Source organism: Pseudomonas sp. QD4 (genome assembly GCF_049199125.1).
GTDB lineage: Bacteria > Pseudomonadota > Gammaproteobacteria > Pseudomonadales > Pseudomonadaceae > Aquipseudomonas.
In genome coordinates, this window is the sequence record NZ_JBLZOM010000005.1 from 155,884 (window position 1) to 178,185 (window position 22,302).

General features: G+C 63.3%; 16 protein-coding genes. 5 read left to right on the top strand and 11 right to left on the bottom strand.

All coding sequences use genetic code 11. The features are described from left to right. Positions 1–124 precede the first annotated feature (124 nt). From ACOZJV_RS26390 to ACOZJV_RS26400, 3 genes are all read right to left on the bottom strand, one after another. The gene (locus ACOZJV_RS26390; RefSeq protein ID WP_421548863.1) at positions 125–1,261 is read right to left on the bottom strand and encodes a branched-chain amino acid ABC transporter substrate-binding protein; all 1,137 of its coding nucleotides are present in this window, start codon (positions 1,259–1,261) and stop codon (positions 125–127) included. A 362-nt stretch (positions 1,262–1,623) separates the two neighbouring features. Next, a complete protein-coding gene (locus ACOZJV_RS26395) occupies positions 1,624–2,907 on the bottom strand; it encodes an NAD(P)/FAD-dependent oxidoreductase (RefSeq protein WP_201129210.1) in 1,284 nt (427 codons plus the stop codon). A gap of 244 nt (positions 2,908–3,151) precedes the next feature. Next, positions 3,152–4,642, bottom strand: a complete 1,491-nt coding sequence (locus tag ACOZJV_RS26400) for an aldehyde dehydrogenase family protein (protein ID WP_078469570.1) — start codon at positions 4,640–4,642, stop codon at positions 3,152–3,154. A 178-nt stretch (positions 4,643–4,820) separates the two neighbouring features. On the opposite strand from ACOZJV_RS26400, the gene ACOZJV_RS26405 reads away from it, so the two are divergent. The 3 genes from ACOZJV_RS26405 to nadE all read left to right on the top strand — a co-directional run bounded on the left by ACOZJV_RS26405 (position 4,821) and on the right by nadE (position 7,906). Beyond that, positions 4,821–5,723 carry a LysR family transcriptional regulator gene (locus ACOZJV_RS26405; protein WP_078469569.1) on the top strand — a complete coding sequence of 301 codons (903 nt, stop codon included), beginning with the start codon at positions 4,821–4,823 and terminating at the stop codon, positions 5,721–5,723. Positions 5,724–5,848: 125 nt separating this feature from the next. Further along, the gene (gene pncB, locus ACOZJV_RS26410; protein WP_020299410.1) at positions 5,849–7,075 is read left to right on the top strand and encodes a nicotinate phosphoribosyltransferase; all 1,227 of its coding nucleotides are present in this window, start codon (positions 5,849–5,851) and stop codon (positions 7,073–7,075) included. 3 nt (positions 7,076–7,078) lie between these two features. Then, positions 7,079–7,906, top strand: a complete 828-nt coding sequence (gene nadE / locus ACOZJV_RS26415; protein ID WP_020299411.1) for an ammonia-dependent NAD(+) synthetase — start codon at positions 7,079–7,081, stop codon at positions 7,904–7,906. Positions 7,907–8,023: 117 nt separating this feature from the next. On the opposite strand, the gene azu is transcribed toward nadE, so the two are convergent. Further along, positions 8,024–8,470, bottom strand: a complete 447-nt coding sequence (azu, locus tag ACOZJV_RS26420) for an azurin (RefSeq protein WP_020299412.1) — start codon at positions 8,468–8,470, stop codon at positions 8,024–8,026. Positions 8,471–8,821: 351 nt separating this feature from the next. Between azu and ACOZJV_RS26425 the strand changes: the two genes are divergently transcribed. Together ACOZJV_RS26425 and ACOZJV_RS26430 are read left to right on the top strand one after the other, a co-directional pair. Further along, entirely contained in the window at positions 8,822–9,409 is a 588-nt protein-coding gene (locus tag ACOZJV_RS26425) for a TIGR00730 family Rossman fold protein (RefSeq protein ID WP_078469568.1), read from the top strand. 69 nt (positions 9,410–9,478) lie between these two features. Beyond that, entirely contained in the window at positions 9,479–9,667 is a 189-nt protein-coding gene (locus ACOZJV_RS26430; RefSeq protein WP_020299414.1) for a hypothetical protein, read from the top strand. Between the two features lie 179 nt (positions 9,668–9,846). On the opposite strand, the gene ACOZJV_RS26435 is transcribed toward ACOZJV_RS26430, so the two are convergent. The 7 genes from ACOZJV_RS26435 to dnaB form a co-directional block, all read right to left on the bottom strand. Then, positions 9,847–10,737 (bottom strand): transglutaminase family protein, encoded by an 891-nt coding sequence (locus tag ACOZJV_RS26435; protein ID WP_421548864.1) that lies wholly within the window; start codon positions 10,735–10,737, stop codon positions 9,847–9,849. Continuing rightward, positions 10,737–13,223: a circularly permuted type 2 ATP-grasp protein gene (locus ACOZJV_RS26440; RefSeq protein ID WP_421548865.1), complete on the bottom strand. Its 2,487-nt coding sequence runs from the start codon at positions 13,221–13,223 to the stop codon at positions 10,737–10,739. Before ACOZJV_RS26440 ends, ACOZJV_RS26435 begins: the two co-directional genes overlap by 1 nt. Positions 13,224–13,310: 87 nt before the next feature. Continuing rightward, positions 13,311–16,586 carry a DUF2126 domain-containing protein gene (locus tag ACOZJV_RS26445; RefSeq protein WP_421548866.1) on the bottom strand — a complete coding sequence of 1,092 codons (3,276 nt, stop codon included), beginning with the start codon at positions 16,584–16,586 and terminating at the stop codon, positions 13,311–13,313. Positions 16,587–16,756: 170 nt separating this feature from the next. After that, entirely contained in the window at positions 16,757–17,218 is a 462-nt protein-coding gene (locus tag ACOZJV_RS26450; protein WP_078469564.1) for a hypothetical protein, read from the bottom strand. After that, complete coding sequence (locus ACOZJV_RS26455) at positions 17,215–18,165, bottom strand: NAD synthetase (RefSeq protein ID WP_421548867.1); 951 nt, start codon at positions 18,163–18,165, stop codon at positions 17,215–17,217. The genes ACOZJV_RS26450 and ACOZJV_RS26455 overlap by 4 nt, the downstream gene beginning before the upstream one ends. 185 nt (positions 18,166–18,350) lie before the next feature. After that, positions 18,351–20,654 (bottom strand): YgiQ family radical SAM protein, encoded by a 2,304-nt coding sequence (locus ACOZJV_RS26460; RefSeq protein ID WP_078469694.1) that lies wholly within the window; start codon positions 20,652–20,654, stop codon positions 18,351–18,353. A gap of 143 nt (positions 20,655–20,797) precedes the next feature. Continuing rightward, positions 20,798–22,192, bottom strand: a complete 1,395-nt coding sequence (dnaB, locus tag ACOZJV_RS26465; protein WP_078469562.1) for a replicative DNA helicase — start codon at positions 22,190–22,192, stop codon at positions 20,798–20,800. Positions 22,193–22,302: the final 110 nt, after the last annotated feature.

A 22,302-nucleotide genomic window follows, 5' to 3' on the forward strand; every position in this document is an offset into this window, starting at 1 on the left:
GACACCGGGGGGCGGTGCCGGACGGCTCAGAACCGGTGTACGGTCAGTTGCACCAGGCTCAGGCGACGTTGAAAGTGCCTGAACCTTGCTCGCCGGACCGTAAACCGGTTCTCAGACGCTCATGTCACTTCTGTTTTTCGAGCTGGTGGTATTTGCCGTCCTTGTCCCACTGGTAGACCACGTAGTCGGAGATCTTCAGGTCGCCTTTGGCGTCCCAGGTCTTCTCGCCCATCACGGTTTTCACCGGATTGGCTTTCAGCCATTTGGCCGCGTCTTCACCCTTGTTCGACTTGGCGCCGCCAAAGCCGGCAGCCAGGGCCTGGACCGACGCGTAGGCGTACAGGGTGTAGCCTTCAGGCTCGGTGCCGGCCTTGCGGAAAGCGTCGACCACGGTCTTGCTGTCTGGCAGCAGGCGCGGGTCGGCACCGAAGGTCATGTACACGCCGTCGACGTATTGCGGGCCGCCAGCAGTGGTGACCAGTTCGTCGGTGACGATGCCGTCATCGGACATGAATTTCACGTCCTTGAGGCCCTGCTCGCGCAGTTGGCGTACCAGTGGACCGGCTTCCGGATGCAGACCACCGAAGTACACGACATCGGCCCCCACGGAGCGGATCTTGGTCACGACGGCGCTGAAGTCTTTCTCGCCACGGGTCAGGCCTTCGTACAGCACCGGGGTCACGCCGCGCTTGGTCAGCTGTGCCTTGGTGGCATCCGCCAGGCCCTGGCCGTAGGTGTCCTTGTCGTGCAGCACCGCGACTTTCTTGCCCTTGAGCACATCGACGATGTAGTCGCCGGCAACGATGCCCTGCTGGTCGTCACGCCCGCACATGCGGAACATGGCGCTCAGGCCGCGCTCGGTAACCTGCGGGTTGGTCGAGCCCGGGGTAATGGCGATCACGCCCGCATCGCTGTACACCTCGGACGCCGGAATGGTCGAGGACGAGCAGAAGTGCCCGACCACGCCTGCGACCTTGTCCTGATCCACCAGGCGGTTGGCCACGGCCACCGCTTGCTTGGGCTCGCAAGCGTCATCGCCCTTGACCAGGACGATCTTTTCGCCGTTGACGCCGCCCTTGGCGTTGATTTCGTCAGCCGCTGCCTGTGCACCCTTCATGTACTGCTCGCCAAATGCCGCGTTGGCGCCAGTCATGGGACCCGCTACGCCGATCTTCAGGTCGGCCTGAGCAAACGCAGAAACACCCAGCGCAGTTGCCACTGCGAGGGCCAGAAAGCCTTTCTTGTAAAACGTCTGGGACATGGGGTGGTGCTCCAAGGTTTTTTTAGTTGGCAATGCGACTTCACTGAATGCTCAGAGCAAGGGCCGTGCCATTGGTTTTTTATTCTGAAAAAAGTCGTTCTGATGTTGTTATTTCGACTGTTTCGAGCCCTTTTTTATTGGGCGTGCAACCGTCTAAACCGCGGAAGGTGAAACCGTAAAAAATGAAAGGCGCAACCCGCACGCGCCATCATTGCAACCACGGCGCAAATCAACGTGCAACCAGCCTGTAACAGCCTGCGTCACCGAAGTGCACACTGCTGGTGCGGCACTGCTACGAGCCGCACCATTACAGGCTAGTCGCTGCGCCGAAAAGCGCCGCCCCAGGGGTTGAATTTCGCCGATCAGATGACGATCCGCAGGCACTGGCCCGCGTGATACAGAGAGAACCCGGCCTCGTACAGGCAACTGCGCAGGCCCACCCCGGCCAGCGGCTGCATGGGCGCGAAGGGAATCGGCAGGGCTTGAGGGTTTCCGTTACACAGGTAATCGGCAAAGGCTTTGCCGACCACGGTCCCGGTGGTGACGCCACGCCCGTTGTAACCGGTGACTGCCACTAAACCGGGCGCAGGTTCGAACAGACGCATCAGGTGATCGGGGGTGAAGGCGATGCAGCCGGTCCAGGTGCACTCCCACTCCACCGGCTTGAGATACGGGAAGTAATGCTGCTGCACCCGATCGGCCCAGGCCTTGAGGAACCAGGCGGGTTTCTGGTTGCCGTTGCCCAGGCTGCCGAGCAGCAGGCGGCCTTCGGCATCGCGGCGGATGCTGCTCAGCACCTGGCGCGTGTCCCAGGAGCCCTGGCCACCCGGCAGGATTTGCTGCGCGGCGTCTTCCGTCAGAGGCCGGGAGGCAACCTGGTAGTAGTAACCGGGGAAGAAATTGCGCCGCAGTTCGGTCCAGTCGCCTTCGGTGTAAGCATTGGAGGCAATCACCACCTGCTCGGCCAGCACCGAGCCCTGAGCCGTTTGCACCGACCAGCGCTGGCCCTGGCGTTCCAGGCGAGTAACCGGCGAGTGGTCGAACAATAGCCCGCCCAGGTCCACCGCTGCCTTGGCAAGGCCCGAGGTATAGGCCATGGGGTTGATGGTGCCGGCGCGTCGATCCAGGAGCGCGGCGGCAATCTTCTGGGTGCCGGTGGCGGCTTCGCATGCGGCACCGGTCAGCAACTCCACCGGCGCGCCACGGCGCTTCCATTGTTGTTCGCGACTGCGCAGGTCGGCCTCGCCCCGGGCGTTATGGGCCATGTGCAAGGTGCCTTCACGGCGCAACTGGCAATCAATGCGGTATTTGTCCACCAGGCTGAACACCAGGGACGGCGCCGCGCCCAGCATGCGGTTGAGCTGGCTGCCGACCTGCTCGCCGAAGCCGGCCTCGATATCGTCGGGCGCGATCCACATCCCGGCGTTGACCAGGCCGACGTTGCGCCCCGAGCCGCCATGCCCCGCGCGGTGAGCCTCCAGCACGCAGACCCGCTTGCCCTGCTCCAGCAAATGCACCGCCGCCGACAAACCGGTAAAGCCTGCGCCAATCACACAGACATCCACCGCGACCTCGCCGTTGAGCGCGGCGTTGTCAGGCCTTTGCGGCGTCAGTTTTTCCCATAGACACTCTTCGCGTAACGCCATTGCCAGACTCCGAAATCAACCACATACAGGTTTGCATTCGCCGCTGTAACCGCTGCCGCAGGCTCGGCCCGCCGTTCGGACGCTGCTTCTCGCAAACAACGCCCTCCCCGGACACCCGCTTCAGTTGTAGCCGCTGCCGAAGACTACGCTGGCCCTGAAAAACAACGCCCCGTTCCCGGATGCACTCCAGCGTCCAACGCAGCCTCACCAAACTCGGCAGCGGCTACAGGTTTGCCGCCCTCATTCAATCGAAGGTAATGCCCTGGGCCAGTGGCAGTTCCAGGGAGTAGTTGACGGTGTTGGTCTGGCGGCGCATGTAACCGCGCCACGCATCGGAGCCGGACTCACGACCGCCACCGGTTTCTTTCTCGCCACCGAAGGCGCCGCCGATTTCCGCGCCGCTCGGGCCGATGTTGACGTTGGCGATGCCGCAGTCGCTGCCCACCGCCGACATGAACTGCTCGGCTTCGCGCACATCGGTGGTGAAGATGCACGACGACAGGCCCTGAGGCACAGCGTTGTTCAGGCGCAGCGCTTCGGCAAACTCGGTGTAGCCGACCACGTAGAGGATCGGGGCAAAGGTTTCATCGCGCACCACGTCGCTCTGCTCAGGCATCTCGACGATGGCCGGCGACACGTAATAGGCATTCGGGAACTGCTCTTCCAACTGCCGCTTGCCGCCAAACACCCGGCCGCCTTCGCTCAAGGCCTGCTCCAGGGCGTCCTGCATATTGTCGAAGCTGTGTTTGTCGATCAGCGGGCCGACCAGGTTGCCTTCCAGCGGATGACCGATCCGCACCTTGGAGTAGGCCGCCTTGAGCCGGGTGACAATTTCTTCCTTGACCGACTCATGGGCAATCAGTCGACGTAGGGACGTGCAACGCTGGCCGGCGGTGCCGACGGCGCTGAACAGAATGGCGCGCACCGCCATGTCCAGGTCGGCGCTTGGGCCGAGGATCATCGCGTTGTTGCCGCCCAGCTCGAGGATGCTGCGGGCAAAGCGCGCGGCGACTTTGGGCGCCACTTCACGGCCCATGCGGGTGCTGCCGGTGGCGCTGATCAGGGCCACACGCGGATCGTCCACCAGCGCGGCGCCGGCTTCACGCCCGCCGATGATCACCTGGCTGAGGTAGGGCGGAGCGTCGCTGAAGTTTTTCAGCACGCGCTCGAACAACGCCTGGCAGGCCAGGGCGGTCAGCGGGGTTTTCTCCGACGGTTTCCAGATCACCGGGTTGCCGCAGACCAGCGCCAGGGTGGTGTTCCAGGCCCAGACCGCCACCGGGAAGTTGAACGCGCTGATCACCCCGACCACGCCCAGTGGGTGCCAGGTTTCACGCATGTGGTGGCCAGGACGCTCGGAGGCGATGGTCAAACCGTAGAGCTGGCGCGACAGGCCGACGGCGAAGTCGCAGATGTCGATCATCTCTTGCACTTCACCCAGGCCTTCCTGGGTGATCTTGCCGGCTTCCCAGGACACCAGCTCGCCAAGGTCGGCCTTGTACTCGCGCAACACTTCGCCGAACTGGCGGACCAGCTCGCCGCGACGGGGCGCCGGCACCTTGCGCCAGAGTTCGAATGCATGCTCTGCGCGACTGACCTGTTGCTCGACTTCGGCTGCACCTTCCCAGTTCACGGCGGCGATGCGGCTGCCGTCGATCGGCGAGTGCACGGGCTGGCTGCCCGACTGATACAGGGCCGGGTTCACACCGAGACGATCAAGCAATGCGGCAACCATGGGTCACTCCTTACAGATGAAAAAACAAAAAGTCGTAGCCGATAAACCAGCTATTGAGGCCTGTAGTTGTAGCTGGCCTGAGACTTGCCAACAAACGACGATTAGGCGAGATATCATTCCGTTTATTCATGCTGCGTCGGCCAAGCAGCGCTGAGACAAGAACCAGGGACCTTGCGCCATGCTGAACAAACGCCACCTGCCCTCGATCACCGCCTTGCAGTGTTTCGAAGCGGTCACCCGCCACCTGAGCTTCACCCGTGCCGCCGAAGAGCTGAACCTGACCCAAAGCGCGGTCAGCAAGCAGGTGGCGCAACTCGAAGAGCTGCTGCAACACCTGTTGTTCCGCCGCGTGCGCCGACGCTTGCAGATGACCCCGGCCGGCGACCTGTACCTGGTGGAAGTGCGCAAGATCCTGACCCAGGTCGAGATGTCGACCCACTACCTGCGTTCCTACGGCGGTGAAACCGAAGTGCTGCGGGTGTCCACGCCCTCGACCTTCGGCGCGCGCTGGCTGGTGCCACGCCTCAAGGGCTGGCGCCTGCGTCATCCGCATATCCATCTGGACCTGTGCAACGAGCAGGAGGCCGATGATTTGCTGCAGGGCCGCAGCGACCTGGCGTTCTACTTCGGCCAGGGTTCGCGCCCCGGTACCGAGTGCCTGAAGCTGTTCAGCGAAGAGCTGGTGGCGGTCTGCGCCCCGGGCAGTCTGCCGGACCAGCCGTTCACCGACCCGACGCAACTGGCCGATCTGGTGCTGCTGCAGAATGCCTCCCGGCCTCAGGCCTGGCACGACTGGTTCGACAGCCAGGGCTACCACACCGAACACAGCTATCACGGCCCACGCTTCGAAACCTTCTACATGTGCATCCGCGCCGCCCAGGTCGGTTGCGGCGTGGCCCTGCTACCGCGCTTTCTGGTGGAGGAAGAGTTGAACGACGGCAAGCTGGTGATCGCCTGGCAGTACGCGATGCCCAGTAACGATGCGTACTTCATCGCCTACCCCGAGCATTCCGCCGAAGTGCCCAAGGTCCGCGACTTTGTGCGCTGGATGCTGGAGCAGGTCGACAGCCCGACCCCCTAGCGGCTCGGCCGCGCCCGCTAAAAAAACGCTGGCAAAACAGACTGCGGATATGCGCCACTACCGCCTTCATTGAAAAAAGCTGCAAAGCCGCGCATTTCTACGCGGCCCGCCTGGAGATTCCCGTTATGAGCGAGAGTGTGTTTGCCGATCGCATCGTGCAGAACCTGCTCGACACCGACTTCTACAAATTGACCATGATGCAGGCGGTGCTGCACAACTACCCCAACGTGGAAGTCGAATGGGAGTTCCGTTGCCGTAACAGCGAGGACCTGCGGCCGTACCTGGCAGAAATCCGCTACCAGTTCGAACGCCTGGCCGAACTCAGCCTGAGCGCCGACCAACTGAGCTCCCTGGAGCGCATCAGCTTCCTCAAGCCCGACTTCCTGCGTTTTCTCGGTCTGTTCCGCTTCAACCTGCGCTATGTCTACACCGGCATCGAGGACGGCGAGCTGTTTATCCGCCTGCGCGGGCCCTGGCTGCACGTGATCCTGTTTGAAGTGCCGATGCTGGCCATCGTCAGCGAAGTGCGTAACCGCTATCGCTACCGCGAAGTGGTGCTGGAGCAGGCGCGCGAGCAGCTGTACCGCAAGTTCGACTGGCTCAGCGCCAACGCCAGCAGCGAAGAGCTTTCGGAGCTGCAGGTCGCCGACTTCGGCACCCGCCGGCGCTTCTCCTACCGCGTGCAGGAGGAAGTGGTGAACGTGCTCAAGCACGACTTCCCCGGGCGCTTCGTCGGCACCAGCAACGTGCACCTGTCGCGGGTGCTGGACATGAAGCCCCTGGGCACCATGGCCCACGAATGGATCATGGCCCACCAGCAGCTCGGCCCACGGCTGATCGACAGCCAGATCGCCGCCCTGGACTGCTGGGTCCGCGAGTACCGCGGCCTGCTGGGTATCGCCCTGACCGACTGCATCACCACCGACGCCTTTCTCGGCGACTTCGACCTGTACTTCGCCAAGCTCTTCGACGGTTTGCGCCACGATTCCGGCGATCCGATCCTGTGGGCCGAAAAAGCCATCGCCCATTACCACAAGCTGGGCATCGAGCCGATGAGCAAGACCCTGGTGTTCTCCGACAGCCTGACACTGCCCCGCTCCCTGGAGATTTTCCGGGCGCTGCGTGGTCGGATCAATGTCAGCTTCGGCATCGGCACCAACCTGACCTGCGATATTCCCGGTGTCGAGCCGATGAGCATCGTGCTTAAAATGGCCGCCTGCAATGGCCAGCCGGTCGCCAAGATCTCCGACGAAGCGGGCAAGACCCATTGCCGGGATCCGAACTTCGTAGGTTACCTGCGCCACGTTTTCCAAGTACCTGCCGCCCTTTCAGGCACATCAAGCAAGGAGTGAATCATGCAAGCCGTACAGCGTGAGATTGCGCAGCAGCTCAAGGTCCAGGCACCGTTCCAGGACCAGGCCGCCCTGGAGGCGGAAGTCGCCCGGCGCGTGACCTTTATCCAGGACTGCCTGCTCAACTCGGGGCTCAAATCCCTGGTGCTGGGCATCAGCGGCGGTGTCGACTCCCTCACCGCAGGCCTCTTGGCACAACGGGCCATGCGCGAACTGCGCGCACGCACGGGTGACGACAAGTACCGTTTCATCGCCGTGCGCCTGCCCTACGAAACCCAGTTCGACGAGCACGATGCCCAGGCCTCGGTGGACTTCATCGCCCCCGATGAGCGGCACACGGTCAATATCGGCCCTGCGGTCAAGGCCCTGGCCAATGAAGTCGCCGCCTTTGAAGGGCAGCACGCGGTGTCGGTGGATTTCGTTCTCGGCAACACCAAGGCGCGGATGCGCATGGTGGCCCAGTACACCATCGCCGGCGCCGCCCATGGCCTGGTGATCGGCACCGACCATGCCGCCGAGGCGGTGATGGGTTTCTTCACCAAGTTCGGTGACGGGGCCTGCGACCTGGCCCCCTTGAGCGGCCTGGTGAAGAACCAGGTACGGGCCATCGCCCGGCATTTCGGCGCGCCGGAGTCCCTGGTGGAAAAAGTCCCCACCGCCGACCTTGAAGACCTGTCGCCGGGCAAACCGGATGAAGCCTCCCACGGCGTCACCTACACCGAGATCGACGCCTTCCTGCACGGCCAGCCGGTGCGCGAAGAAGCGTTCAAGATCATTTGCGACACCTACCGCAAAACCCACCACAAACGCGAAATGCCCTTCGCGCCGTGAGCCCCTGCGGGCCCTGGTCCCGCTAACACCTATGGCCAGGGAGCGGGCTCCCTCAATAAAAAAAGCCGCTTTCCCTTATCAGGAAAGCGGCTTTTTTGTTGCTGCCGGGTCAACCGATCACTTCAGGACCACAGCGCCTTTCATCATCGAGTTGTGGCCTGGGAACGAGCAGAAGAACTGGTAGCTTTCGCCAGCAGTCAGCTTCGACACGTCGAAGGTCACCGAGTCTTTTTCGCCAGCACCGATGATTTTGGTGTGGGCAATAACGCGGGTGTCGCCATCTTTCAGGTAGCTCTTGTCGATGCCGGCGGCCATGCCGTCGGTGGCAATACCGGCCATGTCGGCGGTTTTGCTCAGGACCCAGTTATGGCCCATGACGTTCTTCGGCAAGCTGCCGGAGTGGGTCAGGTTGACGGTGAACGTCTTGCAGCTCTTGTCGATGGTGATCTCCTTCGTGTTGAAGGACATCTGGTCGGTGGAATCAACATCGACCTTGCATTCGGCGGCCATCAATTGGCTGCTAGCCAGTGTCAACAGGGATACCGCAACAAGTTTGGCAAACATGGTGAATCTCCAAGGCAGGGTTTAACAAAATCCATCTGAATCCATGGGGGTGAAGACTGCCTGAAAACTTCGCAAGTTCCTATGATTTGCATCAAGAAATTGTATACAACTTTCGACCTATAGCCCCGATTAAGACAATTGACCGGCCCGGGGCCGACTCGGCCTTTATGATCCGCTCATTCCCCCAGCCGGAGCACCGTCATGCCTCTCAACAGCCTGTTTCGCAGCTTGCTCGCCGCCTATGCCTGTGGGGCCAGCGGCACCCATGAAACCCCGCAACACGAGGTTTAACGTTTGGCGCATCACCCTCAAGCCATTACTCTTGGGCCCTCAATGACCTGGGAGTAAGGCATGCCATTAACGTCTGTCTGTGTGTTCTGCGGTGCCAGCACCGGCACCAACCCCGTTTACCGTGAAGCGGCCGCTGCCCTCGGGCGGGCCCTGGCCGAGCGCAAGCTGACCCTGGTCTACGGCGGCGGCGCCGTCGGGCTGATGGGGATTGTTGCCGATGCGGCCCTGGCGGCCGGCGGCGAAGTGATCGGGATCATCCCGCAAAGCCTGAAGGACTCGGAGATCGGCCACACCGGTCTGACCCGCCTGGAAGTGGTCGATGGCATGCACGCACGCAAGGCGCGCATGGCCCAATTGAGCGACGCCTTTATCGCTCTGCCAGGCGGTCTCGGCACCCTGGAAGAGCTGTTCGAAGTCTGGACCTGGGGTCAGCTGGGCTACCACGGCAAGCCGCTGGGTCTGCTGGAAGTGAACGGTTTTTATGAAAAGCTCAGTGGTTTTCTCGATCATATCGTCGGCGAAGGCTTCGTTCGGGCTCCGCACCGTGCCATGCTGCAAATGAGCGAATCGCCCGCAGAACTGCTGGATGTACTGGACGCCTGGCAACCTTCGGCCCCGGCAAAATGGGCCGAACAAAAACCCAGCTAACCGCCCAGGCCCGATACAAGGCAGAATACGCGCCGCTCAACCTCACCTTCGACCCCAAGAGGATCGCCCATGGCTAAACCTAATTACTCCTTCGCCAAACGTCAGAGAGACCTGGCAAAGGAGCAGAAGAAAGAGGAAAAGTTGCAACGCAAGAAAGCGACCGCTGAAGAAGAAGCCAGCGCACTGAACCCGGAAGCAGAAGGTGAAGTGGCAGCCGATGATAGTGACGCCGTAGACAATCAGGCTCCCCAGGCCTGATACCCGCCGGGCCCGATGTTCCGATCAGGCCCCGGGATCTGTGCCCAGGATCGGCAGCCACGCTGCCGGTCCTCACAGACCCACCCCTTGACCCACGGGTCTCGCCCCCTCAAAAAATCCCGTTCGCCAGCCCCGCCGTTGGTACAACCACGCCTGGGTGAAAGCCCGGCAAACCGCAGTCACTCCAGGGGCATCACCGTGACCTGCACTTCCGGATCGTGGTTGCCGCCGCCCAGAATCACCCCGCGCAGCGGCGAGACATCGGAAAAATCCCGACCCCAGGCCAGGGTGATGTGCTCCAGCGCCGGCTGGACGTTGTTGGTCGGGTCGAAATCCACCCAACCCAGCACCGGACAAAACACCGAAACCCAGGCGTGGGACGCATCGGCGCCAATCAGCCTGGGTTGCCCGGGCGGTGGCTGGGTCAACAGGTAGCCGCTGACATAACGCGCCGCCAGCCCGCGGGAACGCACGCAGGCGAGCATCAAGTGGGCAAAGTCCTGGCACACGCCGCGCCGCCGTTCCAGCACTTCCACCAAGGGCGTAGCGACCTGGGTAGCCTCGGCGTCGAAGGTGAACTCGCTGAAGATCTTCTCCATCAGCGCCTGCACCCCGAGCAACAGCGGGCGCCCGCTCGGGAAACAGCTCGCGGAAAACTCGACGAAGCTTTTCTTCAGGTGCACATAGGGCGATTCAAACCGATAACGGCAGGCGTCCAGCAACGCTGCCGACAAGGGCTGGCCGCTATAGGTCAGCGCGCTGCGGGTTTCATCCCAGTCCGGGGATTGGCTGAAATCCAGCAGCGGCCGGGCCAGCACCTCGACCGTCAGCTGGGCATTGACCAGCAACTCATCATGGGGCCGCTCGAACGCCAGGCGGGTCAGCGGGTTGCCGAACACATCCAGCTCATCGCGGCGCACCGTCGGCTCCGGGCTGATCAGCAACTGCTGTTCGGTGCAACGCTGCCAGGCGCAGGCTCGCGGCCACAAGTGAGCCAGTTGCTGAGCCAGGGACACAGGACTGTCGTAGTGATAATGAGTGTCGTGAAAGATCTGGTACCGGGCGCTCATCAGACAGACACCGTTTGTTGGCTGACATCGTCGACATGGGCGAAATGGCGCAAGGCCAGGCGATCGGACACCTGGCTGCTGGCATCGGCGATCTCCTGCAACAGGTCGGCCAGGCCATCGATGGCGGCGTGCACGCTGGCTTCGCCAAACAGGGAGTTTTCCAGGCAGCCCAGGTCAAAACGCGACAGGCGCTCCACCAATTTGGGCAGGCCGGCTTCGCGGGGGGCACCGAAGTCATCGTTCAAGCGCTTCAGGGTGCGGGTCACCAGTTTCAACTGGAACAGCACGGCGTGCGGGTTCTGCTCATCCAGCAGCAGCAAGTCGAGCACCGGGATCAACTGCGCCACCGCCAGGTAGCGCGAGCGGTAGGTGATGCTGCTGTTGCCCAGCTCCAGCAGCCACTCCAGCCCGGCCTGATCGAACGCGCCAGTGCCACGCAGGAATGCGGCAAGGCTGGCGCTGAGAAACTGCAGGCGCTCGATGCGCCGGCCGATCATCAGGAAGCGCCAGCCCTCGTCGCGGGTCATGTCGTCCAGGGCAAACCCGGACAGCGCCGCCAGGGACATCACCAAGCGGTTGAGGAAGTCCAGCAGCTCGCCAAAGTCTGGCTCCTCGGTGTCCAGCTCCAGGGCTTCGCGCTGCAACTCCACCAGGGCCTGCCAGTTTTCCCGGGACAGCTTGCCGCGCACCTGGGACGCCGCCCACTGCAAACGTTGCAGGTTGGACCGCAGGCTGAATGACCAGTCGTCACCCAGCAGCGCCGCCAGCAAGCGCTCCGGCAGCTCACCTTCATCCGGTAGCAGCATCAGGCTTTCGCCCAGGTCGACGGCGGCCTGCAAGGCCTGTGGGTCATCGCCGTCAACGTAGCGCGCGAGCATGATCCGCAACAGCCGCGCGCTGTCATCGCAACGCTCGCAATAACGGCCAAACCAGAACAGGTTCTCCACCACCCGCGACGGCAGGTACGGATCGCGCCGCACCAGGTCGTACACGCCAATGGTGCGCTGGCCCTTCCACTGCTCGCCGCTGGGCGCCCGTTCGCCAAGCACCCAGGTGTCCTTGCTCGCGCCACCGCGCTGCATCGACACCACTTCGGCATCCGCCTCGGCGGCGACCCGGGTCAAGCCCCCGGGCAACACCCGATAGCCATCGGCACTGGCCACGGCGTAGACCCGCATGCCGATCGCACGGGGCTGCAACTGGCCGTCGTCGGCCTGCCAGATCGGCGCCTGGGACAGCTGCGCCAACTCCTGGGCGACATAGGCATAGGGCCGCGCCCGCATCCGCTCGGCCAACGCCACGCGCTGCTCCGGGGTCAGGTCGCGGCCGAACAGCGGCGCGAAGCTTTGCGAGGGAAACGCCGGCTTGATCAGCAGCTCCGGCATTTTCTCCAGGGCCTGGGCCAGCACCGGCGCCTCGCCGCACCACCAGGTGGCCACCGACGGCAATATCAGCTCTTCGCCGAACAGGTATTGGTTGATCTTCGGCAGGAAGCCGAGCAGCCCCGGAGACTCCAGCACCCCGCTGCCCAGGGCATTGGCCACCAGCACCCGGCCCTGACGCACCACCTCCAGCAGCCCGGGCACGCCGAGCGCCGAGTCGGTGCGCAGCTCCAGCGGGTCGCAGAAGTCATCGTCCAGGCGGCGCATGATGGCGTGCACCCGGCGCAGCCCGCTGAGGGTTTTCAGGTAGACCGTGGCATCGCGCACGGTCAGGTCGCCGCCCTCGACCAGGGGGTAGCCCAGCTGCCGCGCCAGGTACAGGTGTTCGAAATAGCTTTCATTGAAACGCCCCGGCGTCAGCAGCACGATCAGTGGCGCTTCCTCGTCTCGCGGAGCCTGGCGGGCCAGGGTTTCCTGCAAGGTGCGGAAGAACCCGGCCAGGTGCTGCACTTGCAGGTCCCGGTACAGATCGGGAAAGGCCCGGGACACGATCATCCGGTTTTCCAGGGCATAACCGGCGCCGGAGGGCGCCTGGGTGCGGTCGGCGGTGACCCACCAGCGGCCATCGGGGGTGCGCGCCAGGTCCACCGCGTACAGGTGCAGGAAGGCGCCGTCAGGTGGCTGGATACCCTGGCACGGCCACAGGAAATTGTTATGGCCAAACACCAGCTCAGCCGGCAGCAGGCCTTCGCTGATCAGGCGCTGCGGCCCGTAGAGGTCGGCCAGCACGGCGTTGAGCAGGCGCGCGCGCTGGGCGATCCCGGCCGACAAATGCTGCCACTCGTCCGCGGGAATCACATGGGGCAGCAAGTCCAGCTCCCAGGGCCGGTCGGCGCCCTTGGGATCGGCGTAGACGTTATAGGTGACGCCGTTCTCGTGAATTTGCCGGGTCAGCAGCGCCTGGCGCTGGGCCAACTGCGTCGGCGTGCTGCGTTGCAATTGCTCGAGCAGGCGCTGCCAGTGCGGCCGGACCGCACCGCTGTCGTCCAGCAGTTCATGGTAAGTACCCGCCGTCAGCGGGTAGCGGGCAAGCAGGTCGGGCATGGAAAACTCGGCAGACAGCAAGGACCGTCAGATTAACGCAGACACATGACGCCCGGATATTCGAATCCTCCGGACGTCGCGTCTGCTTTAGAAGCGTCGTAAATCGAGCGTCATCGGCAACTCGTCGTTGATGCTCAAGCTCGGCACGGGCAAGGTTCCCGGGGTGTGGCCCAGGCGGAAAAAGCGCGCCATGCGCCGGCTTTCCGCCTCATTGGCGTTGACCGGCAGGCTGTCGTAGTTCCGCCCGCCCGGGTGCGCGACGTGGTACTGGCAACCGCCCAGGGAGCGCTGCATCCAGGTGTCGAGCAGGTCGAACACCAGCGGCGCATGCACCGGGATGGTCGGTTGCAGACAGTTGGCCGGCTGCCAGGCGCGATAGCGCACGCCAGCGACAAACTCACCGACCCGGCCGGTTGGCTGCAACGGCACCGCCACCCCGTTGCAGGTCAGGATGTAGCGTTGCGGTGCCAGCCCACTGAGCTTGACCTGCAGGCGCTCCAGCGAGGAGTCGACGTAACGCACCGTGCCGCCGGCCGTGCCCTCTTCCCCCAGCACATGCCAGGGTTCCAGGGCCTGGCGCAGTTCCAGCTCGATACCGCTGACCGCGTATTCCCCCACCTTCGGGAATCGAAACTCCAGGTGCGCGGCAAACCATTCGGCGCGCAGCCCGTAGCCGGCCGCATTGAGCTCGACAATGACGTCGGCGAAGTCCTGCTCGATAAAGTGCGGCAGCATAAAACGGTCATGCAGCTCGGTGCCCCAGCGCGCCAGCTTGGCCGGCGCATAAGGTTCGCGCCAGAAGCGCGCCACCAGGGCCCGCAACAGCAGTTGCTGGGCCAGGCTCATGCGCGCATGGGGCGGCATCTCGAAGGCCCGCAGCTCCAGCAGCCCCAGGCGTCCGGTGGCACCGTCCGGCGAATACAGTTTGTCGATGCAGAACTCGGCCCGGTGGGTATTGCCGGTGACGTCGATCAGCAGGTTGCGCAGCAGCCGGTCCACCAGCCACGGCGCGCACTCCTGGCCTGGTTCGGGCATTTGCGCGAAGGCGATTTCCAGCTCGTACAAGGCATCGTTGCGCGCCTCGTCGACCCGGGGCGCCTGGGAGGTCGGCCCGATAAACAACCCGGAAAACAGGTAGGACAACGAGGGGTGGTTGTGCCAGTAACTGATGAGGCTGCGCAGCAGGTCCGGGCGCCGCAGGAAGGGCGAGTCCGCTGGGGTCGCGCCGCCGAGGACGAAGTGGTTGCCGCCACCGGTACCGGTGTGGCGCCCGTCGATCATGAATTTCTCGGTGGTCAGGCGGTTCTGCCGCGCCTCTTCATAGAGAAACTCGGTGCGCTCCACCAACTCGTCCCAACTGGCCGAAGGCTGCACGTTGACCTCGATCACACCCGGGTCCGGGGTGACCCTGAAGTTGCTCAGGCGCGGATCGCTGGGCGGCTCGTACCCTTCCAGCAACACCGGGCTGTGCAACTCCTCGGCGGTGGCTTCGATGGCGCTCACCAGCTCCAGGTAATCCTCCACTCGCTCCAGCGGCGGCATAAACAGATAAAGACGCCCCTCACGCGCCTCGGCGCAGAGCGCAGTGCGCGTCAGCCAGTCGGCGGACTCATCGATGGCCGGTACCCGCTCATCCACCGGAGACGGTTCGCCATGGCTGTGCAGTTGCTGGCTGCCGGGCAGCTCGGCGAACTCCTGATTGGGGTCGGTCGGGTGAATGAACGGGTACTCCGCTGCCTTGACCCAGGGTTGGGAACCCAGGGGCAGGCGATAACCCAGGGGCGAATCCCCGGGAATCAGCCGGCAGTGACTGTCGCGCAGGTACCAGCGGCCGCTCTGCCACTGGTCGCCCTTGGCCGTGCGCGCCAGGGGCAAGACCTGGCCGATGACCTTGTCCAGGCCCTGGCTGAACACCTTATGCAGCCGCACGCGTTCCAGGGCATCGTCCAGGCGCGAATCTTCGGCGGTGACGTTGGACGGCAAGGCGCCCTCGCGCCACAGGTAGTAGAAATTGTCTTCGTAAGCCGCAAACACGAAGCGCGCCGGCAGCTTCAGGCGCTCGGCGACACTCGCCAGAAAACGTCCAGCCAGCAGGCCATCGGCGCCGTAGTCCTGATGCTCATCGGCGATCAAGGCGCTGTTGTGCCAGATCGGCACACCGTCCCGCCGCCAGTAGCAGTTCAACGACCAGCGCGGCAGTTGCTCGCCGGGGTACCACTTGCCCTGGCCGAAATGCACCAGGCCCTTGGGCGCGTAGTGATTGCGCATGCGCTGGAACAACTCGGCGGACAACCGGCGCTTGTCGGCACCCAGGGCTGCGGTGTTCCACTCGGCACCGTCCGGGTCGTCGATCGAGACAAAGGTCGGCTCGCCGCCCATGGTCAGGCGCACATCGCCTTGCAGCAGGTCGGCGTCAATCTGCCGCCCCAGGGTCTGGATCGCCAGCCACTGCTCTTCGGTGTAGGGCTTGGTGACCCGAGGGGCTTCCCAGATCCGCTCAACCGACATTTCGTGGGTGAATTCGCACCCGCAAGGCTCCACCAGGCCGCTGATAGGCGCCGCAGAGGACGGATCGGGGCTGCACGCCAACGGAATGTGCCCTTCGCCGGCAAACAGCCCGGAGGTGGCATCCAGGCCGACCCAGCCCGCACCCGGCAAATAGACTTCGCACCAGGCATGCAGGTCGGTGAAGTCGACCTCGGTGCCGGAGGGGCCATCGAGGGCCTTTACATCCGCGGTCAGTTGAATCAGGTAGCCCGAGACGAATCGCGCCGCCAGCCCCAGGTTGCGCAGCAACTGGACCAGCAGCCAGGCCGAGTCGCGGCAGGAGCCCGAGGCGTTGTCCAGGGTCTGCTCCGGGGTCTGGACCCCGGGTTCCATGCGGATCAGGTAGCCGATGTCTTCGCTCAGGCGCTGGTTGAGGGCCACCAGGAAATCCACTGCCGGCAGTGGCGTTCGGTCGATGCCGTCCAGGTAGGCCTGGAATTTCGGGGTCAGCGGCAAGGTTTCCAGATACGGCGCCAGCTCGCGCTGTTCGTCGGCGGCGTAGACAAAGGGGATTTGCTCGGCGTAGGGCTCAAGGAAAAAGTCGAACGGGTTGAACACCGCCATCTCGGCCAGCAGATCGACCTCGATCCGCAGCTCGCTGGTTTTTTCCGGGAACACCAGGCGTGCCAGGTAGTTGCCCTGGGGGTCCTGCTGCCAGTTGATAAAGTGCTGCTCAGGCAAAACCTTCAGCGCATAGGAGAGAATCCGCGTCCGGCTGTGGGCGGCCGGGCGCAGGCGCACGATCTGCGGGCCGAGTTCGACCGCGCGGTCGTAGCGGTAATGCGTGACATGGTGCAATGCGACATGGATCGACACGGCGTGCCTCCTGCGAGCCTGGGCGGTGAAAGAAAGCGCGCAAGACTTATGCCATCCCGCCCCGCCAACGCTTTCCACTGTGACTCAACGCAGTACAGCACCAAAACCGCGCAGTGCCTGCATTGCCGTGCAAGGGTTGCACACAAATGCGGCAGGCACGGTGCGATACCTCACCCGCGCTTGCCCGGCCCCTTGGCCTCACGCTTGATGCGCTGGCGTTCGTGGCGAATCTGCACAAGCTGCTTGCGCATCTCCCGATGGCGTCGGCTGTTGAGTAACAACAGGCCGAGCAATGGCAGCAACAGCGCAAAGCCATACAGGCCCGGGTGCGGCCCATACCGGTACATCGGCACCAGCGCCGCCAGGCACAGCAGGAAATACCCCGCCACCAGCCACGCCGCCCATTCCCGCCCACGCACAATCATCAGGTTGCCGAACACCAGCAGCGTCACCAGCACCAACATGCCGAGCCCGACATTATCGGTACTGCGCGAAGGCTCCAGCATGCGCCAATAGGTGGTGCCGGCCAGAGACAGCAGGATCGAGCCACTGAAGCAGCCGAGCAGGATCGTGAGCATGAAGGTCGGAAAATAACGCGCAAGGAAATCCACCGTCCGGCCACCGCCAATCATTCGTCGAACTCCTCGTAGAGGCCCAGCGCGATGGCTTTTTGCACCACGTATTCTTTCGCCGCTTTGATGTTGCCGGATCTAAGGCTGCCGCCGGTACTCAGCGTGGCGCCGAGGGCATCCTGCATCTGGGTCAGGGTCGCGTGACTGATCTGCGTTGTCGAATAGCGCTTGGGCAAGACACCGGCACGCTGGCGCAGCTTCAACAGTTTGGCGGTCAGGCTCGGGTCCCGCAGGCTCAACAGCTCGTTGGTCAACTTGGCCCGTTCCTGGCGGTTGAGGCCCTTGAGCAACTGCGTCCAGCTTCTGCCGGCGTTGGCCGCTTTGCTGGCCTTGAGCAGCCTGTAGGTGGTCAGCGCTGATCCACCGACCCCCACCAGGGAAATGCCATCGAGAATCGGCGAGACGACGTTGTACCACTCGGCATCGTCCATGCGGTCGTTGGCCGCCGGGTCCTGGATCTCGTTGGCCACCCGCACACCCCCGATCACGCATTGAGCGGTGCCGGCCATCGCTGCCGAAGCCCCCAGCACCACCAGCCAGGCACTGGCGCCGGCGGTGAAAGGCACGGCAATGCTGCCACTGAACACCACCACCCAGCCGATCACCGCGGCCGTGCAGGCCAGGGTGGTGTTGAAGGACTCACTGGCCAGCCGCGACTCCCGCGGGTTGTTCTTCACCTGGTCGACAAACTGCTGGGGCGCGATGTAGCGCTTGGCCTCCCGCAGAATCAGCCGTTTGGGCCGAATGCTGCAGATCGGCCGGAATTCGCGCAGGGTGATCACATTGAAGTCGGCATCGATGTACACCACTCCGGCGCCGGCAATCGAGGGGTCGGTATCGATGGCGGCAAACAGCCGCGGCAGGTTGATCTGGCTTTCGATCCGCTGGCGGGCAAGAACCTGCGTCAGGCGCAGGTCTCCGATCACTTCGTCTAAAGCGCTGGTCACGGGATTCGTCCTTGATCTCATGGGTGAAAAGTCGGCCTGCCATGCGTCAGCTGGCAGCTGCCTCGGGCACGTCGGCGGTGCAGGCTGGCGCCACCTTAACAAAGCCGGCAGGACTTTTAAGACCGGCAGCGCGGCAAAATGTTTCGCCGGAATGCAAAACGCCAGCCCTGAGGCTGGCGTTGCGCTTAACGCGGTACGACCGGTTTACGCGCGGGCTTGGGCCCCTTGCCCTTGGCCGCATCCTTGCGTTCCTTGGCCGCCTGCTGGTTGCGGGCGAAAGCCGCCGCCTTGGCCTGCTCGCGTTTGTCCCACGAGTTGCCGCCATCGCTGGCCCGTGGTGGCAGGCCGGTGTGCTGGGTCAGGATCCTGGTGGTCTTCTCGCCGGCCACTTTGTGGCTGCCAGCCGGCGTCGAGTTCTTGCGACGGGCGCTCTGGTAGCTGTCGGTGGCCGGCTGGTGCAACGGGATCAACTGGTTCTTGCCCGGCCCGATCAGGTCGGCGCGGCCCATGCGGGTCAAGGCTTCACGCAGCATCGGCCAGCCTTTCGGGTCGTGATAACGCAAGAACGCCTTGTGCAGGCGACGCTGCTCCTCGCTCTTGACGATGGTCACCGCGTCGCTCTTGTAGGTCACCTTGCGCAGCGGGTTCTTGCCCGAGTGGTACATGGCGGTGGCAGTGGCCATCGGCGACGGGTAGAACGCCTGCACCTGGTCGGCACGGAAGCCGTTGCCCTTGAGCCACAGGGCCAGGTTCATCATGTCTTCGTCGGTGGTGCCAGGGTGCGCAGCGATGAAGTATGGAATCAGGTACTGCTCTTTCCCGGCTTCCTTGGTGTACTTCTCGAACATGCGCTTGAACTTGTCATAGCTGCCGATGCCCGGCTTCATCATCTGGTTGAGCGGACCTTCCTCGGTGTGTTCCGGGGCGATCTTCAGGTAGCCGCCAACGTGGTGGGTCACCAGCTCTTTGACATATTCCGGCGACTCGACCGCCAGGTCGTAGCGCAGGCCGGAAGCGATCAGGATCTTCTTCACACCCGGCAAGGCACGGGCACTGCGATACAGCTGGATCAGCGACGAGTGGTCGGTATTCAGGTTCGGGCAGATACCCGGGAACACGCAGGACGGCTTGCGGCACGCGGATTCGATTTCCGGGCTCTTGCAGGCAATGCGGTACATGTTCGCGGTCGGGCCGCCGAGGTCGGAGATCACGCCGGTAAAGCCCGGGACCTTGTCGCGAATCTCTTCGATCTCGCGAATGATCGACTCTTCGGAACGGTTCTGGATGATCCGCCCCTCGTGCTCGGTGATCGAGCAGAAGGTACAGCCGCCGAAGCAGCCACGCATGATGTTCACCGAGAAGCGGATCATGTCGTAGGCCGGAATTTTTTCCTTGCCGTACGCCGGGTGCGGGACGCGCGCATAGGGCATGCCGAACACGTAGTCCATTTCTTCGGTGGTCATGGGAATGGGCGGCGGGTTGAACCAGACGTCCACTTCACCATGCTTCTGCACCAGCGCGCGGGCGTTGCCCGGGTTGGTTTCCAGGTGCAGCACGCGGTTGGCGTGGGCATACAGCACCGCGTCGCCACGGACCTTTTCCACCGACGGCAGGCGAATCACTGTCTTGTCCCGGGTCATCCGCGGGCTGGCCAGGATCTGCACCACCTTGGCTTCGTTGGGGTCTTCAACCGGCCCTTTCTCTTGCTCGATGGCGCAAGCCTGGGTGTCCTGCGTATTCACGTAGGGGTTGATGATCTTGTCGACCTTGCCCGGACGGTCGATGCGCGTGGAGTCGACTTCGTACCAGTCTTTCGGTGTATCGCGACGGATGAACGCGGTGCCACGGACATCGGTGATGTCTTCGATCTTGTGACCGTAGGACAGGCGCTGGGCAACTTCGACAATCGCCCGCTCGGCGTTGCCGTACAGCAGGATATCGGCGCAGGCGTCGATCAGGATCGAGTTGCGTACGCGGTCTTGCCAATAGTCGTAGTGAGCGATACGGCGCAGGGACGCTTCGATGCCGCCGAGGACGATCGGCACATTCTTGTAGGCTTCCTTGCAGCGCTGGCTGTAGACCAGGCTGGCGCGATCCGGACGTTTGCCAGCCATGCCACCTGGGGTGTAGGCGTCATCGGAACGGATCTTTTTATCGGCGGTGTAGCGGTTGATCATCGAATCCATGTTGCCGGCCGCGACGCCGAAGAACAGATTCGGCTCGCCGAGCTTCATGAAATCGTCTTTGGACTGCCAGTTCGGCTGGGCAATGATCCCGACGCGAAAACCCTGGGACTCCAGCAGCCGGCCGATGATCGCCATGCCGAACGACGGGTGATCGACATAGGCATCACCGGTCACGATGATGATGTCGCATGAATCCCAGCCGAGCTGATCCATCTCCTCCCTGCTCATCGGCAGGAACGGCGCTGGCCCGAAACATTCGGCCCAGTACTTGGGATAGTCAAAGAGAGGCTTGGCTGCTTGCATCATGTCGATAACCGGTGTTGGCTTTCATTGAATTTCGCGGGCGCGGAATATAGCACAAAAAATGACCAATTCCGACTGCAACGGTCGGAAATATCAGCGCCGGGCTTGGGACCTGCCGCCGGGAGCCTGAAGCTCCGGCGGGCTTACTCGTCGTCGAAGTTGTAGCTGCCTGGGGCCAGGTTTTCGAAGCGGGTGTACTTGCCGATAAACGCCAGTCGCGAGGTACCGATCGGACCGTTCCGCTGCTTGCCGATAATGATCTCGGCGATGCCCTTGTGCTCGGTTTCCGGGTGGTACACCTCGTCCCGGTACACGAACATGATGACGTCGGCATCCTGCTCGATGGCTCCGGATTCCCGCAAGTCGGAGTTGATCGGGCGCTTGTTCGGGCGTTGCTCCAGGGAGCGGTTGAGCTGCGACAGCGCCACCACCGGGCAGTTGAACTCTTTGGCCAGGGCTTTCAGGGAGCGAGAGATTTCCGAAATCTCGTTGGTCCGGTTATCGCCGCCCGAACCCGGGATCTGCATCAACTGCAGGTAGTCGATCATGATCAGCGCGACTTCGCCGTGCTCACGCACCAGGCGTCGGGTCCGCGCACGCATTTCCGAGGGGCTGATACCGGCCGTATCGTCGATGAACAACTTGCGATCGTTGAGCAGGTTGACCGCCGAAGTCAGGCGCGGCCAATCGTCGTCGTCCAGGCGACCGGCCCGGACCTTGGTTTGATCGATCCGCCCCAGGGACGACAACATACGCATGATCAGCGATTCGCCTGGCATCTCCAGGGAGTAGACCAGTACACACTTGTCACTGCGCAGTACGGCGTTTTCCACCAGGTTCATCGCAAAGGTGGTTTTACCCATGGATGGACGGCCGGCGACGATGATCAAGTCGGACGGTTGCAGGCCGCTGGTCTTCTCGTCGAGGTCGGTGTAGCCGGTGGACAGGCCGGTAATCGCGTTGTCGGTGTTGAACAGGGTGTCGATGCGGTCGATGGCCTTGGTCAGCAGGTCATTGACGCTGACCGGGCCGCCGGTTTTCGGCCGGGCCTCGGCGATCTGGAAGATCTGCCGCTCGGCCTCGTCGAGGATCTCGGCGGCGGTGCGCCCTTCGGGGTTGAAGGCGCTGTCGGCGATTTCGGTGCTGATGCCGATCAGTTGGCGCAGGGTCGCACGCTCGCGCACGATCGCCGCATAGGCCTTGATGTTGGCCACCGACGGGGTATTTTTCGCCAGCTCGCCCAGATAGCCGAGGCCACCCACTTGCGAGGTCTGGCCTTCCTTGTCCAATTGCTCGGACAGGGTCACCACGTCGATCGGCATGTTCTGATCGGCCAGCTTGGCGATCGCACGGAAGATCAGGCGGTGGTCATGTCGATAGAAATCGCCATCCGATACTTGATCGAGCACGCGTTCCCAGGCGTTGTTGTCCAGCATCAGACCACCGAGCACGGCCTGCTCGGCCTCGATGGAATGCGGCGGCACCTTCAGGGCAGCGGTTTGCAGATCGTATTGCTCGGGAGCGGAGATATCGTTCATGGCCACTTGGAATCAGGGGAGTAAAAAACACAGGGTGCAGAAAGACAAAGGGCACGACCTGTAAACAGGATCGTGCCCGATGTTACCGACAAGCACCCGGGGGTGCCAGC

Excerpts from the sequence above, each read along its gene's own strand:
- ACOZJV_RS26400 (WP_078469570.1), bottom strand. The coding sequence starts at position 4,642 with ATGGTTGCCGCATTGCTTGATCGTCTCGGTGTGAACCCGGCCCTGTAT.
- ACOZJV_RS26440 (WP_421548865.1), bottom strand. The coding sequence starts at position 13,223 with ATGCCCGACCTGCTTGCCCGCTACCCGCTGACGGCGGGTACTTACCAT.
- ACOZJV_RS26435 (WP_421548864.1), bottom strand. The coding sequence starts at position 10,737 with ATGAGCGCCCGGTACCAGATCTTTCACGACACTCATTATCACTACGAC.
- pncB (WP_020299410.1), top strand. The coding sequence starts at position 5,849 with ATGAGCGAGAGTGTGTTTGCCGATCGCATCGTGCAGAACCTGCTCGAC.
- ACOZJV_RS26450 (WP_078469564.1), bottom strand. The coding sequence starts at position 17,218 with ATGATTGGCGGTGGCCGGACGGTGGATTTCCTTGCGCGTTATTTTCCG.
- dnaB (WP_078469562.1), bottom strand. The coding sequence starts at position 22,192 with ATGAACGATATCTCCGCTCCCGAGCAATACGATCTGCAAACCGCTGCC.
- ACOZJV_RS26430 (WP_020299414.1), top strand. The coding sequence starts at position 9,479 with ATGGCTAAACCTAATTACTCCTTCGCCAAACGTCAGAGAGACCTGGCA.
- ACOZJV_RS26395 (WP_201129210.1), bottom strand. The coding sequence starts at position 2,907 with ATGGCGTTACGCGAAGAGTGTCTATGGGAAAAACTGACGCCGCAAAGG.
- ACOZJV_RS26460 (WP_078469694.1), bottom strand. The coding sequence starts at position 20,654 with ATGCAAGCAGCCAAGCCTCTCTTTGACTATCCCAAGTACTGGGCCGAA.
- nadE (WP_020299411.1), top strand. The coding sequence starts at position 7,079 with ATGCAAGCCGTACAGCGTGAGATTGCGCAGCAGCTCAAGGTCCAGGCA.
- ACOZJV_RS26425 (WP_078469568.1), top strand. The coding sequence starts at position 8,822 with ATGCCATTAACGTCTGTCTGTGTGTTCTGCGGTGCCAGCACCGGCACC.
- azu (WP_020299412.1), bottom strand. The coding sequence starts at position 8,470 with ATGTTTGCCAAACTTGTTGCGGTATCCCTGTTGACACTGGCTAGCAGC.
- ACOZJV_RS26405 (WP_078469569.1), top strand. The coding sequence starts at position 4,821 with ATGCTGAACAAACGCCACCTGCCCTCGATCACCGCCTTGCAGTGTTTC.
- ACOZJV_RS26390 (WP_421548863.1), bottom strand. The coding sequence starts at position 1,261 with ATGTCCCAGACGTTTTACAAGAAAGGCTTTCTGGCCCTCGCAGTGGCA.